This is a genomic window from Pseudomonas sp. BF-R-30 (genome assembly GCF_019956175.1).
Classification (GTDB): Bacteria; Pseudomonadota; Gammaproteobacteria; order Pseudomonadales; family Pseudomonadaceae; genus Aquipseudomonas; species Aquipseudomonas jessenii.
The window spans coordinates 117757-134989 of record NZ_JAHBDE010000066.1 but is presented as its reverse complement, the minus strand read 5'-3'; the positions used below and the strand labels follow the sequence as shown (position 1 = coordinate 134989).

Sequence of the window (17233 nt, the reverse complement as noted above, 5' to 3'; positions counted from 1 at the left end):
TGTATTTATCGCGTCGACCTCTATTGAGGTCTGGCAGAAAAACTCTGCCGTTGGGGGCTCGTTGCCGGCGTGACGAGCCAAGGTGTTGGCGTCATTGCGGCGCCAACCTGTATTGAGTTCTAACCAATGCGTCACATCGAGGGAATGATCGTTTTGTCATAAGGACGTAACCGTTCATGTGCTAACGCCATAAGTAACAGAGCGTTTGTAGCGTATTTATTGGCCAAACCCCGGTATGATCGGCTCTGCGCTGGATGATGGGCTTAATCCTTTAGTGAGAATGGCTCCCGTTGCCGGGAAGCACTATTCGACGAAGGGTCGACTTATGACATTTTGTTGCATCAACTTTTTTATCTGTCCTTGCATCTAAGCTCATTTAACCCGAGCAGCAGGGGTGGAACGGCACACCTTCGTGCCACGCGGGCGCTCTTCGAGAAAAGCGCCTGATTGAAAACCGGACCGGCAATGCGTTGCCCGGTCACTTAGCTAAAGGTTCTGGAATTCCCATGTCCGATCGTTTCGAACTCTTCCTCACTTGCCCAAAAGGCCTTGAAGGCCTGCTCATCGAGGAAGCCGTCGGGCTTGGCCTTGAGGAAGCGCGGGAGCACACCTCTGCCGTACGCGGCATGGCCACCATGGAAACCGCTTATCGCCTGTGCCTGTGGTCGCGCCTGGCCAACCGCGTGCTGCTGGTGCTCAAGCGTTTCCAAATGAAGGACGCCGAAGACCTGTACCACGGCGTGCTGGACATCGAGTGGCAAGACCACATGCTCAATGACGGCACCCTGGCCGTCGAATTCAGCGGCCATGGCTCAGGTATCGACAACACCCACTTCGGCGCGCTGAAGGTCAAGGACGCCATCGTCGACAAACTGCGCACCCCGCAAGGCGACCGTCCGTCCATCGACAAGCTCAACCCGGACCTGCGCATTCACCTGCGCCTGGATCGTGGCGAAGCCATTCTGTCTCTTGACCTGTCCGGTCACAGCCTGCACCAGCGCGGCTATCGCTTGCAGCAAGGTGCGGCGCCGCTCAAGGAAAACCTCGCGGCCGCCATCCTGATCCGTTCCGGCTGGCCCCGTATCGCGGCCGAAGGCGGCGCTCTGGCCGACCCGATGTGCGGCGTCGGCACGTTCCTGGTGGAAGCCGCCATGATCGCCGCCGACATGGCGCCGAACCTGCGTCGCGAGCAGTGGGGCTTCACCGCCTGGCTCGGTCACGTACCGGCGCTGTGGAAAAAACTCCACGAAGAAGCCACCGAACGCGCCGCGGCCGGCCTGGCCAAGCCGCCGCTATGGATTCGTGGTTACGAAGCCGACCCGCGCCTGATTCAACCGGGCCGCAACAACGTCGAGCGTGCCGGCCTCAGTGAGTGGATCAAGATCTACCAGGGTGAAGTCGCGACCTTCGAGCCGCGTCCGGACCAGAACCAGAAAGGCCTGGTGATCTGCAACCCACCATACGGCGAGCGTCTGGGCGACGAGGCGAGCCTGCTCTACCTCTACCAGAACCTTGGCGAACGCCTGCGTCAGGCTTGCCTCAACTGGGAAGCCGCGGTGTTCACCGGCGCCCCGGACCTGGGCAAGCGCATGGGCATCCGCAGCCACAAGCAGTATTCGTTCTGGAACGGCGCCTTGCCGTGCAAGCTGTTGCTGATCAAGGTGTTGCCGGATCAATTCGTCACCGGCGAGCGTCGTACTCCGGAGCAGCGCCAGGTCGAGCGCGAGCAAGCCGCCTACGATCAGGCGCCGAACGAACCGCAGGAACGCAAGTTCAACAAAAACGGCAACCCGATCAAACCGGCGCCGGCACCGGCTCCAGTGGTCGAGCAGCCGCGCCTGAGCGAAGGCGGGCAGATGTTCGCCAACCGCCTGCAAAAGAACCTCAAGGCCCTGGGCAAGTGGGTCAAGCGTGAAGGCATCGACTGCTACCGCGTGTACGATGCCGACATGCCGGAATACTCCATGGCCATCGACCTGTATCACGATTGGGTGCATGTCCAGGAGTACGTCGCGCCGAAATCAATCGATCCGGAAAAGGCTTCGGCCCGCATGTTCGATGCCCTGGCAGCCATCCCGCAGGCGTTGAACATCGACAAGAGCCGTGTGGTGGTCAAGCGCCGCGAGCGCCAGAGCGGCACCAAGCAGTACGAGCGCCAGGCGGCACAGGGCAAGTTCGTCGAGGTCAATGAGGGTGGCGTGAAGCTGCTGGTGAACCTCACCGACTACCTCGACACCGGTCTGTTCCTCGACCACCGGCCGATGCGCATGCGTATCCAGAAAGAGGCGGCCGGCAAGCGCTTCCTCAATCTGTTCTGCTACACCGCGACGGCCAGTGTGCATGCGGCCAAGGGCGGCGCGCGCAGCACCACCAGTGTCGACCTGTCGAAAACCTATCTGGACTGGGCGCGTCGCAACCTGTCGTTGAACGGTTTCTCCGACAAGAACCGTCTGGAGCAGGGTGATGTGATGGCGTGGCTCGAAGCCAGTCGTGACGAGTACGACATGATCTTCATCGACCCGCCGACGTTCTCCAACTCCAAGCGCATGGAAGGTGTCTTCGACGTGCAACGCGACCAGGTGCAACTGATCGACCTGGCCATGGCGCGACTGGCGCCCGGCGGCGTGTTGTACTTCTCCAACAACTTCCGCAAGTTTGAACTGGAAGCCAATCTCGGCGAGCGTTATGCAGTCGAGGAGATCACCGCCCAGACCATCGACCCGGATTTTGCCCGCAACGCCAAGATCCATCGCGCCTGGAAAATCACGGCTCGTTGATAGCTGTGCTGATTCACTGTAGGAGCGAGCCTGCTCGCGATGAACCCGAAAGCGCCGCGTGTATTCAGAAAGCACGCGTTATCGTTATCGACCATCGCGAGCAAGCTCGCTCCTACAGAGTTGTTCAGTGCTGGTCAAATTAGTGGCTAATAGCTATAACTCAGTTCATGGCCAAAGGGCTTCTCCGCACCTGGCGTTTTGAGTTTGCGTTTTATGTCGTTGCACGCCGTGCGCCCCAGGATCCTGGGAATAATCAGCGAAGATGCCTCGGCCTGGTTGGTCGCGCTGCTGGTATTGCTGGTTGGCGGGGTGCTCACCGGGTTGCTGGCGTGGTCGACGCTGAATCTGTTTCACCATCAATTGCGGCAACGTTTCCAACTGCTGGCCAGTGAACGTTACAGCCGTATCGAAGAGCGTTTCGAAGATCAGGAGCAGCGCCTCGACGGCTTGCGCCGGTTTTTCGCCAATTCCGATTCGGTGTCCCGAGCGGAATTCGACGGCTACACCCAACCTTTGCTGCTGCGAACCCAAGCGTATTCCTATGCCCAGCGGGTCACTCGTGACGAGCGGGTGGCGTTCGAGCGTCGGGTGCGAGACGAGGGCTTGAACAACTTCACCCTGAGAGAGCTCAACGCCGACGGCCAACTGCAACTGGCCGGCGAGCGAGATGAGTACGTGGCGGTGCTGTACAGCCAGACGCAAAGCAAACTCGGCGCTCCCCTCGGTTACGACTTGCTGGCCCAGCCGCTGCGGCGTGCCACGCTCGCTCGGGCCGATCAGCGTGGCGGTATGGCGGTATCACAACCGATGCATCTGGTAAGTATCGAACCGGCTTATGCCCGCGGCGTGCTGCTGGTCGCGCCGCTCATGCAGCGCAGCAGTCAGGACCGCAAATCCACGAAGCCCTACGGTTATGTCATGGCCGTGATCAGCATGCGCCAGTTGTTGGCGGACGGACTGCCGGACGCCAGCCATGACTATCTCGCGGTGCGCATCCTCGATTTGTCGATCGATGACCAGCACGAGGTGCTGTTCGAGTCACCCAACCCGCCGGCCATCAGCGAGCTGACGGCCACGCGCCTGTTGCGCATGGCCGACCATGACTATCAAGTCGATATCCAGCCCAGCGATGCGTTCGTGAAGGCCAATCATTCCTCCGTGACCAGTGTGGTGGTGTTGGGTGGAATGCTCAGCGTGATGCTCAGTGCCTTGCTGTATGTGTTGGTCAGCCAGCGGCAGCGGGCGTTGAAAATGGTCGAGCAACGCACCCAGGAGCTACGGGATCGAGAGCAGGAGCTGCGCGGCACCCATGGTCAGTTGCGTGGTGTGTTGAATGCCGCCACCCAGGTCGCGATCATCGCCACTGACCTGCGCGGTGTCATCAGCACCTTCAACGCCGGTGCTGAGCAGATGCTTGGCTATACCAGTGCCGAGGTGGTGGGGCATATGACCCTGGAGAGCCTGCACCTGCCCCGGGAGCTGGTCGCTCGCTCGGCAGAGTTGAGCGCACGCTATGGTAAACCGGTGCCGACCTGCCAGGCGATGCTGGTCGAAGGCGACGCGCAGGGCAGCCACGAGGCGCGGGAGTGGACGCTGGTACGTGGCGACGGCAGCCATTTGACAGTCAACATGCTCGCCACGCCAGTGCTCGACGAGCAAGGCCTGTGGGTCGGGCACCTGGCGGTGTGCATAGACATCACCGAGCGTAAGCGGGTCCATGAGGCGCTCGCGGCGCGGGATCTGTTGTTGAAGAAACTCAGCGCCCACGTGCCCGGTGGCATCTACCAGTTCAAGATGGAGTTCGACGGGCGTTTCAGCGTGATCTACGCCAGCGACGGCATTCGCGAGATCTACGAGCTGGAACCTGACGTGCTGCTGCTCAATGCCGAAGCGATCTTCACCCGGATTCACCCCCAGGACAGCACCCGTGTCCGTGCCTCGATCCGCGCCTCGGCCGACACCCTCAGCCCCTGGCGCGAGGAATACCGCGTGCAATTGCCGCAACGGGGTCTGCGTTGGGTACGTGGCGAGGCCACGCCAGAGGAACTGCCCGGTGGCGGTGTGCTGTGGCACGGCTACATCTCGGACATTTCCGATAGGAAGCGGGTGGAAGAAGAGTTGCGCGCGTTGTCGGTCACCGATTCCCTGACCGGTATCCACAACCGGCGTTATTTCCAGGAGCGCTTGACCATCGAAATGGCCCGGGTGGAGCGTGGCGGTGGGGATCTGTCGGTGATCATGCTCGATATCGACCATTTCAAGCGCATCAATGACCTGCATGGTCATGCCATCGGTGATCGGGTGTTGCAGGCCGTGTGCCAACGGATCGGCCACCGGCTGCGTCGCACCGATGTGTTCTGCCGCTTGGGCGGTGAGGAGTTCATGGTGCTGTGCCCGGATATCAGCGGCGAACAGGCCTATATGTTGGCCCAGCAATTGTGGCAAGGCCTGCGCAGTTCACCCATTGAAGGTGTCGGTACGGTCACTGCCAGTTTCGGGATTGCCAGTTGGCGAGTCGGGGAGGGCGCCGATGCTTTGCTGTTGCGCGCGGATTCCGGGGTTTACGCGGCGAAGCAGGCAGGAAGGGATCGGGTAGAAGAGGAAATGAACTAGGGTTGCATGCAATCCCTGTGGGAGCGGGCTTGCTCGCGAAGGCGATTTGTCAGTCACATCGATGTTGGATGTGCCGCCGTCTTCGCGAGCAAGCCCGCTCCCACAGGGTTATGTGGCGCTTTACAGAACCGAAGCCGTTTGCGGTGTTTTCGGTTGGCGGTACAGATCCAGCAGCACCTGATCGAGCACCGACGAGGCGCCGAACGGGGCCTTGTCGTTGAGGATCGCCACCACCGCCCAGGTGTTGCCGTTGACGTCGCGACTGAAACCGGCGATCGCCCGCACGGTGTTCAGGGTGCCGGTCTTGACGTGGGCTTCACCGCGCATCGCAGTGGTCTTCAGGCGTTTGCGCATGGTGCCGTCGGTGCCGGCGATCGGCATCGAACTGATGTATTCGGCGGAATACGGACTGTGCCAGGCAGCTTCCAGCATCGACGCCATTTCTCGGGCGCTGACACGCTCGGCACGGGACAGGCCGGAGCCGTTCTCCATCACCAGGTGCGGCGCGGTGATGCCCTTTTTCGCCAGCCACTGACGCACGACACGCTGGGCAGCCTTGGCATCGTCACCATCGGCATCGGTGCGGAAGCGTTGGCCCAGGCTCAGGAACAACTGCTGGGCCATGGTGTTGTTACTGTACTTGTTGATGTCGCGGATGATTTCCGCCAGGTCCGGCGAGAACGCCCGGGCCAGGACCTTGGCGTCTTTCGGTGTTGGCGCCAGCACATCCCTGCCCTGAATGCTGCCACCCAGTTCCTTCCAGATCGCGCGGACGGCGCCGGCGGTGTAGGTCGCGTGGTCGAGCAGCGACAGGTAAGTCTGCGAGCTGCAGCCTTCCCCCAGTTGGCCGCCGACCGTCACGGTCACGCTGCCGTCGGCCTGAGTCACCGGGTTGTAGCGCACGCCACCGGTGCATTGCTTGGAGTTGAGAGCCTTGACCTGGTTGTCGATGCGGATGCTCGCAATCGGCGGTTCCACCGAGACCAGCACCTTGCCCGAGTCATTGCGCGCGACGAAGCGCAGCGCCTTGAGGTTGACCAGCAGCGAGTCGGGCTTGACCAGGAACGGCTTGTTATCGTCGTTGCCGTCGTCATTGAACTCCGGCAGTTGCGGTTGCACGAAGAAGGTTTTATCCAGCACCAGGTCGCCGGTGACCTGGGTCACGCCGTTGGCGCGCAGGTCGCGCATCAGCAGCCAGAGTTTTTCCATGTTCAGCTTCGGATCGCCGCCACCCTTGAGGTAGAGGTTGCCGTTGAGAATGCCGCCACTGAGGGTGCCGTCGGTGTAGAACTCGGTTTTCCACTGGTGGTTCGGGCCGAGCATTTCCAGCGCCGCGTAGGTGGTGACCAGTTTCATGGTCGATGCCGGGTTGACCGACACGTCGGCGTTGAACACCGTCGGGGTGCCGGGGCCGGTGAGGGGGATCATCACCAGCGACAGGGCGTTGTCCTGCAGCTTGCTGGCTTTCAGGGCTTTTTCAACGTTGGGCGACAACGCGGTATTGATTGGAGCGGCGCAAACGTGGAGGGCCAGGGGGAGAAGAAAACCGGCCAACAGCAAAGGACGTAAAGATTTGATCATCTGAAATAAAACCCTACAGCCGAGGGGAAATATAAAGAGGGCATGGAGATAAATTCCCTCAATGGTCATGAAAGTGTCGGCATTATGCCCCAAGGTGTCACGGCTTGTGCCGTGCGCGAGCATCCTGATCGGCTATTTTTTTACCGACGGTAGGCGTGGTGGCCCAGAGAGTCAGGCAATCGGCGGCTTAAACTGCTAAAGTGCCGCCCGTTATTACTTAAGAGGATTGTTCCAATGGCGACTAACCGTTCCCAGCGTCTGCGCAAAAAACTGTGCGTCGATGAATTTCAAGAGCTGGGTTTCGAACTGAACCTGGATTTCAAAGAAGATTTGGCTGATGAAGCCATTGATGCTTTCCTCGACGCGTTCCTCAAAGAAGCCATGGAAGCCAACGGTCTGGGCTATGTTGGCGGCGATGACTACGGTCTGGTTTGCCTGCAGAAGCGTGGCTCGGTCAGCGCTGAACAGCGCGCTGCCGTTGAAGCCTGGCTCAAAGGCCGCACCGAGCTGACCAGCGTTGAAGTCAGCCCGCTGCTGGACGTCTGGTACCCGGAAAAGCCGATCAATCCGGTAGCTTGATGTTCTGAAAAAAACGGCGACCCGAGGGTCGCCGTTTTTTTTTGCTTTTTTGCAGGAGCGAGCTTGCTCGCGATGAACCTGAGAGCGCCGCGGGGTCTCAGGTTTCCAGCGTTATCGTTGACGACCATCGCGAGCAGGCTCGCTCCTCCAGTTCAGGATCAGCAGTGTCACCACCCCCGCGACAATCCCCCAGAACGCCGAACCGATGGAAAACAGCGTCAGCCCCGATGCGGTGACCATGAAGGTGATCAGCGCCGCTTCACGTTCCTTCACTTCGCTCATGGCGATGCTCAAGCCATTGATGATCGAGCCGAACAGCGCCAGCGCCGCAATCGACAGCACCAGTTCCTTGGGCAGCGCGGCAAACAATGCCGCGAGCGTTGCGCCGAACACCCCGGCGATGCCGTAGAAAACCCCGCACCAGACCGCTGCGGTGTAGCGCTTGTTACGGTCTTCATGGGCGTGGGGCCCGGTGCAGATCGCTGCGCTGATGGCCGCCAGGTTGATCCCGTGGGAACCGAACGGTGCCAACAGTAAACTGGCGATGCCGGTGGTGGTGATCAGCGGCGAGGCGGGTACCGTGTAGCCATCGGCGCGCAATACGGCGATGCCGGGCATGTTTTGTGAGGTCATGGCGACGACAAACAGCGGGATGCCGATGCTGATGGTCGCGGCCAGGGAGAAATGCGGTGTGGTCCAGACCGGCGTGGCCACTTCCAGGTGGAAGCCGCTGAAGTCCAGTAACCCCATGAACCCTGACAATGCCGTGCCGATCAGCAATGCCGCCAACACCGCATAGCGCGGCGACAGGCGCTTGACCACCAGATAAGTGACGAACATCCCCAGTACCAGGGCAGTGCGGTGTTGCGCTGCGACGAAAATCTCGCTGCCGATCTTGAACAGGATCCCCGCCAGCAGGGCGGCGGCCAGGGATGCCGGAATCTTTTTCACCAGTCGTTCGAAGCTGCCGGTCAGCCCGCAAATCGTCACCAGCACCGCGCAGGTAATATAGGCACCAATGGCTTCGCCGTAGCTCACGCCGCCCAGGCTGGTGATCAGCAGCGCTGCGCCCGGGGTCGACCAGGCAATGGTGATCGGCGTGCGATAACGCAAGGACAGGCCGATGGAGCACACCGCCATGCCGATGGAAATCGCCCAGATCCACGAAGAAATCTGCCCGCTGCTCAGGCCCGCCGCTTGCCCGGCCTGGAACATCAGCACCAGGGAGCTGGTGTAGCCGGTCATCATGGCGATGAAGCCGGCGACGATGGCCGAGGGCGAGGTGTCGGCCAGCGGACGGATTTGCGTGTGGGTGGCGTCGTTCATGACGGGGATGTTCCTTAACAAATGAAGATGTCCGCAGCGATGCAGAACCTTGTGGGAGCGGGCTTGCTCGCGAAGAGGGCGTGTCAGTCGACATTGATGTTGCTGACAGACTGCATTCGCGAGCAAGCCCGCTCCCACAGGAAGGCGGATTCTGCGAACAAGCCTAAACTCAAAAGTAACCAGGCGTTGCGATACAGCCGAGGCAACATTCAGCCGTACAGTCGTGTTGCCACCCTCCATTGTGTACAATCGCAGTGTTTTTTACGCGATACTTGCCAGCGACCCACTGTGCCGTATTACAGTCACGGTCAATTCGCCGCAGTTCTTCCGACTCGAGTGCCCATGAACGAACAGTTGCAACCCCTAAAGAAACAACCGCGAGCAGGCAAAGCCGGCCGCAGCGGTACCCAGGACGATATTGTCTACGCGCATATCTTCGAGGCCATCCTCGAGCAGCGTCTGGCGCCCGGCACCAAGTTGAGCGAAGAAGCGCTGGGGGAAATTTTCGGGGTCAGCCGCACCATCATTCGCCGCGCCTTGTCGCGCCTGGCCCATGAAGGCGTGGTGCTGCTGCGTCCGAATCGCGGCGCCGTGGTCGCCAGCCCGAGCGTCGAAGAAGCCCGTCAGGTGTTCATGGCCCGCCGTCTGGTCGAGCGTGCGATCACCGAATTGGCGGTTCAGCACGCTACCGCCGAGCAGATTGCCGAGTTGCGCCAGATGGTCAACGATGAACGCGACAGCTTCTCGCGCGGTGATCGCGGTGCCGGTATCCGTTTGTCGGGCGAGTTTCACCTGAAACTGGCCGAAGCGGCGAAGAACGCCCCGTTGATCAGCTTCCAGCGCAGCCTGGTGTCCCAGACGTCGCTGATCATCGCCCAGTATGAAAGCGGCAACCGTTCCCATTGCTCCTACGACGAGCACACCCAGTTGATCGACGCCATCGAAAAGCGCGACGCTGAACTGGCGGTGAACCTGATGATGCATCACATGGATCACATCGACAGCAAACTCAACCTCGATGAGGAAAGTGCGTCGGATGATCTGCATGCGGTGTTCTCGCATTTGCTGCAGACCAAGAAGCCTGGCCGTTCGCCCGCGAAAATCTGATCTGTGGGAGCGAACTTGCTCGCGATGGTCGTTAACGATTACGCGGGGCATCTGAAAACCCGCGGCGCCCTTGAGTCCATCGCGAGCAGGCTCGCTCCTACAGAGGGTCAAAAAAATCCCCCGGAATCTGATGATCACGGGGGATTTTTTATGGGCGCAAACTTTTACCGCTGATGCACCAGATTCCCCGCCGCATAGGTCTGCTGCACCGTCCGGTCATCCCCCAGGGTCATCAACACAAACAATGTCTCGGCGATGTTATTGGCCTGCTTCAGGCGATAGCTCAGCAGCGGCGTGGCGTTGTAGTCCAGCACCAGGAAGTCGGCGTCGGTGCCCGGTTGCAGGTTGCCGATCTTGTCTTCCAGGCGCAATGCGCGGGCGCCGCCGAGGGTGGCCAGGTACAGCGACTTGAACGGGCTCAGGCGTGCACCTTGCAGTTGCATGACCTTGTAGGCTTCGTTGAGGGTCTGCAGCAGCGAGAAACTGGTGCCGCCACCCACATCGGTGCCGATACCGACATTGAGCTTGTGCTTCTCGGCCATCGGCAGGTTGAAGAGGCCGCTGCCGAGGAAGAAGTTCGAGGTCGGGCAGAACGAGATGGCCGAACCTGTTTCTGCCAGTCGCGCGCACTCGTCATCGCACAGGTGCACACCGTGGGCGAACACTGAGCGTTCGCCGAGCAACTGGTAGTGATCGTAGACGTCCAGGTAACCCTTGCGCTCCGGGAAAAGCTCTTTGACCCACTCGATTTCCTTGAGGTTTTCGCTGATGTGGGTCTGCATGTACAGATCCGGGTACTCGGTCAGCAGCTGGCCGGCCAGGGTCAGTTGTTCCGGGGTGCTGGTCGGTGCGAAGCGTGGGGTGACCGCGTAGTGCAGGCGACCCTTGCCGTGCCAGCGCTCGATCAGCGCCTTGCTTTCGACGTAGCTGGATTCGGCGGTGTCGGTCAGGTAGTCCGGGGCGTTGCGGTCCATCATCACCTTGCCGGCGATCATCCGCAGGTCGAGCTGCTCGGCCGCTTCGAAGAACGAGTTCACCGATTGCGGGTGCACGCTGCCGAATACCAGCGCAGTGGTGGTGCCGTTGCGCAGCAGTTCCTTGATGAAAATGTCCGCGACCTGGTCGGCGTGGGCCTTGTCGGCGAACTGGCTTTCGCACGGGAAGGTGTAGGTGTTGAGCCAGTCCAGCAGTTGCTCGCCATAGGCGCCGACCATGCCGGTTTGCGGCAGGTGGATGTGGGTGTCGATGAAGCCGGGGGTGATCAGTGCATCCTGGTAGTGGGTGATTTCGACGTCAGCCGGCAGGGTCGGCAGCAGTTCGCTGGCGTGACCGAGGGCGCTGATCTGGCCGTTATCCACAACCAGCAAGCCGTCTTCGAAATACTCGTAGGAGGCTTCGATGCCAACGACGGCTGGGTCGGCGATGCTGTGCAGGATGGCGGCGCGGTAGGCTTTGCGAGTCAGAGGCATGAGAATTCTCAGTTGGAGGCTTGGCTGCGGCGTGAGGCAGGCAGCAGTTTGGCAATCGATCCGGCGCTGGAGGTTTGCTGGCCGAAGTTCGCGTTATAGGTGGCGATGATTTCGCCGGCGATGGAGATGGCGATTTCCACAGGCAGCTTGCCTTTGACTTCGCCGATGCCCATCGGGCAGCGCATGCGTTGCACGACGCTGTTGTCGAAACCGCGGTCGCGCAGGCGATGTTCGAACTTCACCCGTTTGGTCTTCGAACCGATCAGGCCGAAGTAGGCGAAGTCGTTGCGCTTGAGGATCGCAGCGGTCAGTTCGAGGTCGAGTTGATGGTTGTGGGTCATCACGATGTAGTAGCTGCCGGCCGGCAGATCATCGATTTCATCCACCGGTTCTTCGCTGACGATCTTGCGCACGCCATGGGGGATCTGCTCGGGGAATTCATCTTCCCGCGAATCGATCCAGCGCACCCGGCAAGGCAGGCTGGCCAGCAGTGGCACCAGGGCGCGGCCGACGTGGCCGGCACCGAACACGGCGATCTGCGCTTGAACCTGGCCCATCGGTTCGAACAGCAATACGGTCGCGCCACCGCAGCACTGGCCGAGGCTGGCGCCGAGGCTGAAGCGCTCCAGATGGGTGTCCTGCTTGCCGCTGGCGAGCATCTCGCGAGCGATCTTCATGGCCTTGTATTCCAGGTGCCCGCCACCGATGGTGTCGAAGCTCTGGTTCGCGCTGATGACCATCTTCGAGCCAGCGTTGCGCGGCGTCGAGCCGAGCTCTTCGATGATGGTAACCAGCACGCAGGGCTCACCCTGGTTTTGCAGGTCGGCGAGGGCGTCGATCCAGTTGTACATGTTTCACCTCAACATCTCTGTTGTTTGTACCGGCCTCTTCGCGAGCAAGCCCGCTCCCACATTTTGATCTCTGTCATTCACAAAATTTATGCCCACTGGAGATCCATTGTGGGAGCGGGCTTGCTCGCGAAGGCCGCACCTCGGTCTCAGAGCGAAGCCAACTCGGTCTCAGCCTCGACAGCCTTCGCCGCCTTCAACTGGCGCATCTGCTCACAGCCCCACAACACTCGCTCCGGCGTCGCCGGGGCGTCGATTTTCGGTTGATGCCGGTAATCGCCCAGGCTCGCCACGGCGTCCTTGATCGCACACCACGAGGCGATGCCGAGCATGAACGGCGGCTCGCCCACGGCCTTGGAATGGAACACTGTGTCTTCGGGGTTCTTGCGGTTTTCCACCAGCTTCACCCGCAGGTCCAGCGGCATGTCCGCCACGGCCGGGATCTTGTAGCTGGCCGGGCCGTTGGTCATCAGCTTGCCCTTGTTGTTCCACACCAGTTCTTCCATGGTCAGCCAGCCCATGCCCTGGATGAAACCGCCCTCGACCTGACCGATGTCGATGGCCGGGTTCAGCGAGGCGCCGACGTCGTGGAGGATGTCGGTGCGCAGCATCTTGTATTCGCCGGTCAGGGTGTCGACCAGCACTTCGCAGCACGCCGCGCCAAAGGCGAAGTAGTAGAACGGACGGCCGCGAGCCTGGCTGCGGTCGTAGTAGATTTTCGGGGTCTTGTAGAAGCCGGTGCTCGACAGCGACACCTGGGCGAAATACGCCTGCTGGATCAGCGCTTCGAAGGTCAGGATGTGATCGCGAACCCGCACGTGGCCGTTGTGGAATTCCACGTCCTCTTCGCTGACCTTGTACTGGCGAGCCGCGAATTCCACCAGGCGTTGCTTGATGGTTTCGGCGGCGTTCTGCGCGGCCTTGCCGTTCAGGTCGGCACCGCTGGACGCGGCGGTCGGCGAGGTGTTCGGTACTTTGTCGGTGTTGGTCGCGGTGATCTGCACGCGGTCCATTTCCACCTGGAACACTTCGGCCACGACTTGCGCGACCTTGGTGTTCAGGCCCTGGCCCATTTCGGTGCCACCGTGGTTCAGGTGGATGCTGCCGTCGGTGTAGACGTGCACCAGGGCACCGGCCTGGTTGAGGAAGCTGGCGGTGAAGGAAATACCGAATTTCACCGGGGTCAGTGCCAGGCCTTTTTTCAGGATCGGGCTGTTGGCGTTGTAGCGACGGATCGCTTCGCGGCGCTCGGCGTATTGGCTGCTTTCTTCCAGTTCCGCGGTCATCTCTTCGAGCATGTTGTGCTCGACGGTCTGGTAGTAGTGGGTGACGTTGCGCTCGGTCTTGCCGTAGTAGTTGGCCTTGCGCACGGCCAACGGATCCAGGGCCAGATGGCGAGAGATGGCATCCATCACTTCTTCGATGGCGACCATGCCTTGCGGGCCGCCGAAACCACGGTAGGCGGTGTTCGACGCGGTGTTGGTCTTGCAGCGGTGACCGTTGATGGTCGCATCGCCCAGGTAGTACGAGTTGTCCGAGTGGAACATCGCGCGGTCGACGATCGACGCCGACAGGTCAGGGGAACAACCGCAGTTGCCGGCCAGTTCCAGGTTGATGCCGTGCAGGCGGCCGGTGCTGTCGAAGCCCACGTCGTACTCGACATAGAACGGGTGACGCTTGCCGGTCATCAGCATGTCTTCGACCCGTGGCAGACGCATCTTGGTCGGCTGGCCGGTGAGGTGCGCGATCACCGCGCACAGGCACGCAGGGCTGGCCGCCTGGGTTTCCTTGCCGCCGAAACCACCGCCCATGCGGCGCATGTCGACGACGATCTTGTTCATCGACACGTCCAGCACTTCGGCCACCAGCTTCTGCACTTCGGTGGGGTTCTGCGTGGAGCAGTAGACGATCATGCCGCCGTCTTCGGTCGGCATCACCGAAGAGATCTGGGTTTCCAGGTAGAAGTGTTCCTGGCCACCAATGTGCAGCGTGCCCTGGATGCGATGTTCGGCAGTGGCCAGCGCCGTGGCCGAATCGCCGCGTTTGTGGGTGTGGCTGTCGAGTACGAAGTGGCGCTTGCGCAGGGCTTCGACCACGTCCAGCACAGGCTCCAGGTCTTCGTATTCGATGATTGCGGCCATCGCTGCCTTGCGCGCGGTTTCCAGGTCTTTCGCCGCCACGGCGATCACCGGTTGACCGACGAATTGCACGGTATCGATCGCCAGCAGCGGATCGCCCGGCAGCAACGGACCGATGTCCTTCAGGCCCGGCACGTCTTCGTGGGTGATGGCGATGCGCACGCCTTCAAAGGCGTAGCAGGGCGAAGTGTCGATGCTGATGATCCGGGCGTGGGCACGGTCCGACATGCGCGCATAAACGTGCAACTGGTTCGGAAACTCCAGGCGGTCGTCGATGTACTGCGCTTCACCGGCCACATGCTTGGCGGCGCTGTCGTGCTTGACGCTGCGGCCGACACCGGTGGTCAGGTCCTTGGCGAACAGTTCAGCCAATTCGGCTTGGGTCTTCTCTACGGCGTGATGATTAGACATAAGCGGTCACCCGAGTCTCGATGTGCGGTGTTTGCAGTTCGATGAAGTATTTGCGCAGCAGGTTCTGTGCGCTGAGCAGGCGATATTCCTTGCTGGCGCGGAAGTCCGAGAGCGGCGTGAAGTCTTCACCCAGGGCAGCGCAGGCGCGTTCGACAGTGGCGTTGTTGAATGGCGAGCCGAGCAACGCGGCTTCGCAGGCTGCGGCGCGTTTCGGGATGGCGGCCATGCCGCCGAAGGCGACGCGGGCTTCAGCGACGACGCCGTTTTCCAGGCGAATGTTGAAGGCGGCGCAGACTGCCGAGATGTCATCGTCCAGGCGCTTGGAAACCTTGTAGGCACGGAACAGTTTTTCGACGCTGGCGCGGGGCACGATGATCTTCTCGATGAACTCGCTTTCCTGGCGCGCAGTGACACGGTAATCGATGAAGTAATCTTCCAGCGCCAGGGTACGGCGGGTTTCGCCTTTGCACAGCACGATTTGCGCGCCGAGGGCGATCAGCAGGGGCGGCGAGTCACCAATCGGCGAGGCGTTGCCGATGTTGCCGCCCAGGGTGCCCTGGTTGCGGATCTGCAAGGACGCGAAGCGGTGCAGCAATTCACCGAAGTCCGGGTACTCGGCGTTCAAGGCCTCGTAGCAATCGGACAGGGACGTGGCGGCGCCGATTTCCAGGCGATCGTCAAAGCGGTCGATGCGCTTCATCTCGGCGACGTTGCCGACGTAGATCATCACCGGCAGGGTGCGGTGGAACTGCGTGACTTCCAGCGCCAGGTCAGTACCGCCGGCCAGCAGGCGGGCCTGTGGATAAGCGTCGTAGAGGTCGGCCAGGTCGGCCACGGTCAGGGGCACCAGGCAGCGCTTGTCGCCGCTGTTGAGTTCGCCGATATCGGTCGGGGCAATGGCTTTCAGGCGTGCGATGGTGTCGGCCTCGCGGGCGTCGAACTGGTCCGGTTGCTTGGCGCAGCAGGACTGTTCGGCGGCTTCCAGGATCGGCCGGTAGCCGGTGCAACGGCAGAGGTTGCCGGCCAGTGCTTCGTGGGCCTTGGCATGATCCGGTGCATCGCTGTTCTTTTGCAGGGCAAACAGCGACATCACAAAGCCTGGGGTGCAGAAGCCGCATTGCGAGCCGTGGCACTCGACCATGGCTTTCTGCACGCTGTGCAGTTCACCTTTGTGCTTGAGGTCTTCGACGCTGATCAGTTGCTTGCCGTGCAGGGACGACACGAAGGTCAGGCACGAGTTGAGGCTGCGATAGCGAATGTGTTCGCGGCCGTCATCATCGGTCTGCAATTCGCCGACCACCACGGTGCAGGCGCCGCAGTCACCGCTGGCGCAGCCTTCTTTGGTGCCGGGTTTGCCCACATGGTCGCGCAGATAATTGAGCACGGTCAGGTTCGGGTCCAGGGCGTGCTCGCTACGGAGTTCCTGGTTTAGTAAAAACTGGATCACGGAAGGCCTCGCAGACTCATTATTGTTGTTAACCGATAGGAACTGAATTTAGCAGGTCTGACTTTTCGGTCAATGATTTTCTGACTTAAAGGTCAGGAAATTGCAATTTGTCGATTAACCACCTGTTCCTTAATTATTGTCGCTGGTTCGATAGCCTGCCTTTTTGCTTGAATTTGCTTGAATCGTGCCAAAAACCTCCGGGCGGGCACTCCGCCCTGACGCAGCAATTGCGCTACACTGCGCCGCTTGTACAGATCAAAGAGTTTGAAGGACAACCATGACGTTCAAGGCGCCGGACAGCCTCGCCGAGCAAATCGCTCACCACCTCGCCGAACGCATCATTCGCGGCGAAATGAAGCCCGGAGAGCGCATCCAGGAACAGAAGGTCACGCTGGCCCTCAACGTCAGCCGCGGTTCGGTCCGCGAGGCCTTGCTGATCCTCGAGCGTCGGCACCTGATCGCGATCCTGCCGCGACGTGGCGCCCACGTCACCGAGCTCACACCGCACAAGGTGCAGAGCCTGTGCACGCTGATGAGCGAACTCTATATCCTGCTCGGTAACTCCGTGGCCAGCGGCTGGAAAACCCAGGCCGACATGGCGCCGTTCGTGCAGATCCAGCAACGCCTGACTGCCAGCTACGAGCGTCAGGACATCCGCACTTTCGTCGACGATAGCTTCAACGTGATGCGCGCCGCGTACCCGTTCGCCAACAACCCGTACTTGCAGGAGACAGTCGAGAATCTGCAGCCGGCCATGAGCCGTGCGTATTTCCTCGCGCTGGACCAGCGCAAAGCGTCGATGAGCGAATTCCTCGAGCTGTTCGAGCGCTTGCTCGCTGCCGTGCTGGCCCGTGACTTCGTGCAGATTCGCGAAGTGCTGACGGCTTACGCCCAGCGCAGTTGCGATCTGGTGATATCCGCCTTGACGGACGCCTGA

11 protein-coding genes are annotated in these 17233 nt (G+C 61.0%); 5 read left to right on the top strand and 6 right to left on the bottom strand.

Annotation, left to right across the window (positions count from 1 at the left end):
• The first annotated feature begins 506 nt into the window (after positions 1–506).
• Together rlmKL and KGB20_RS25040 are read left to right on the top strand one after the other, a co-directional pair.
• Positions 507–2777: a bifunctional 23S rRNA (guanine(2069)-N(7))-methyltransferase RlmK/23S rRNA (guanine(2445)-N(2))-methyltransferase RlmL gene (rlmKL, locus tag KGB20_RS25045; protein ID WP_057715695.1), complete on the top strand. Its 2271-nt coding sequence runs from the start codon at positions 507–509 to the stop codon at positions 2775–2777.
• A gap of 213 nt (positions 2778–2990) precedes the next feature.
• Entirely contained in the window at positions 2991–5390 is a 2400-nt protein-coding gene (locus tag KGB20_RS25040) for a diguanylate cyclase (RefSeq protein ID WP_154946552.1), read from the top strand.
• A 120-nt stretch (positions 5391–5510) separates the two neighbouring features.
• Here the strand turns inward: KGB20_RS25040 and dacB are convergent, their stop codons facing one another.
• The gene (gene dacB / locus KGB20_RS25035; RefSeq protein WP_150812379.1) at positions 5511–6971 is read right to left on the bottom strand and encodes a D-alanyl-D-alanine carboxypeptidase/D-alanyl-D-alanine-endopeptidase; all 1461 of its coding nucleotides are present in this window, start codon (positions 6969–6971) and stop codon (positions 5511–5513) included.
• A gap of 234 nt (positions 6972–7205) precedes the next feature.
• Here dacB and KGB20_RS25030 point away from each other — a divergent pair, with 234 nt between their 5' ends.
• Positions 7206–7550, top strand: coding sequence for a YggL family protein (locus KGB20_RS25030; RefSeq protein WP_007971486.1), 345 nt, complete (start codon positions 7206–7208; stop codon positions 7548–7550).
• A 111-nt stretch (positions 7551–7661) separates the two neighbouring features.
• Here the strand turns inward: KGB20_RS25030 and KGB20_RS25025 are convergent, their stop codons facing one another.
• Positions 7662–8876, bottom strand: a complete 1215-nt coding sequence (locus KGB20_RS25025) for a benzoate/H(+) symporter BenE family transporter (RefSeq protein WP_150812380.1) — start codon at positions 8874–8876, stop codon at positions 7662–7664.
• Between the two features lie 342 nt (positions 8877–9218).
• Between KGB20_RS25025 and KGB20_RS25020 the strand changes: the two genes are divergently transcribed.
• The gene (locus KGB20_RS25020; RefSeq protein ID WP_007971481.1) at positions 9219–9983 is read left to right on the top strand and encodes a GntR family transcriptional regulator; all 765 of its coding nucleotides are present in this window, start codon (positions 9219–9221) and stop codon (positions 9981–9983) included.
• Positions 9984–10147: 164 nt separating this feature from the next.
• On the opposite strand, the gene guaD is transcribed toward KGB20_RS25020, so the two are convergent.
• The 4 genes from guaD to xdhA form a co-directional block, all read right to left on the bottom strand.
• Positions 10148–11452, bottom strand: a complete 1305-nt coding sequence (guaD, locus tag KGB20_RS25015) for a guanine deaminase (RefSeq protein ID WP_154860679.1) — start codon at positions 11450–11452, stop codon at positions 10148–10150.
• Between the two features lie 8 nt (positions 11453–11460).
• Positions 11461–12303 carry a xanthine dehydrogenase accessory protein XdhC gene (gene xdhC, locus KGB20_RS25010; protein ID WP_057715689.1) on the bottom strand — a complete coding sequence of 281 codons (843 nt, stop codon included), beginning with the start codon at positions 12301–12303 and terminating at the stop codon, positions 11461–11463.
• A gap of 146 nt (positions 12304–12449) precedes the next feature.
• The gene (gene xdhB / locus KGB20_RS25005) at positions 12450–14849 is read right to left on the bottom strand and encodes a xanthine dehydrogenase molybdopterin binding subunit (RefSeq protein ID WP_150758869.1); all 2400 of its coding nucleotides are present in this window, start codon (positions 14847–14849) and stop codon (positions 12450–12452) included.
• Complete coding sequence (xdhA, locus tag KGB20_RS25000) at positions 14842–16296, bottom strand: xanthine dehydrogenase small subunit (RefSeq protein ID WP_150812383.1); 1455 nt, start codon at positions 16294–16296, stop codon at positions 14842–14844. Before xdhA ends, xdhB begins: the two co-directional genes overlap by 8 nt.
• Before the next feature lie 277 nt (positions 16297–16573).
• Between xdhA and KGB20_RS24995 the strand changes: the two genes are divergently transcribed.
• Complete coding sequence (locus KGB20_RS24995) at positions 16574–17233, top strand: GntR family transcriptional regulator (protein ID WP_102668964.1); 660 nt, start codon at positions 16574–16576, stop codon at positions 17231–17233.

What these genes read in the sequence shown, in the direction of transcription:
- rlmKL (WP_057715695.1), top strand. Translation starts at nt 507, where the DNA reads ATGTCCGATCGTTTCGAACTCTTCCTCACTTGCCCAAAAGGCCTTGAA.
- KGB20_RS25040 (WP_154946552.1), top strand. Translation starts at nt 2,991, where the DNA reads ATGTCGTTGCACGCCGTGCGCCCCAGGATCCTGGGAATAATCAGCGAA.
- dacB (WP_150812379.1), bottom strand. Translation starts at nt 6,971, where the DNA reads ATGATCAAATCTTTACGTCCTTTGCTGTTGGCCGGTTTTCTTCTCCCC.
- KGB20_RS25030 (WP_007971486.1), top strand. Translation starts at nt 7,206, where the DNA reads ATGGCGACTAACCGTTCCCAGCGTCTGCGCAAAAAACTGTGCGTCGAT.
- KGB20_RS25025 (WP_150812380.1), bottom strand. Translation starts at nt 8,876, where the DNA reads ATGAACGACGCCACCCACACGCAAATCCGTCCGCTGGCCGACACCTCG.
- KGB20_RS25020 (WP_007971481.1), top strand. Translation starts at nt 9,219, where the DNA reads ATGAACGAACAGTTGCAACCCCTAAAGAAACAACCGCGAGCAGGCAAA.
- guaD (WP_154860679.1), bottom strand. Translation starts at nt 11,452, where the DNA reads ATGCCTCTGACTCGCAAAGCCTACCGCGCCGCCATCCTGCACAGCATC.
- xdhC (WP_057715689.1), bottom strand. Translation starts at nt 12,303, where the DNA reads ATGTACAACTGGATCGACGCCCTCGCCGACCTGCAAAACCAGGGTGAG.
- xdhB (WP_150758869.1), bottom strand. Translation starts at nt 14,849, where the DNA reads ATGTCTAATCATCACGCCGTAGAGAAGACCCAAGCCGAATTGGCTGAA.
- KGB20_RS24995 (WP_102668964.1), top strand. Translation starts at nt 16,574, where the DNA reads ATGACGTTCAAGGCGCCGGACAGCCTCGCCGAGCAAATCGCTCACCAC.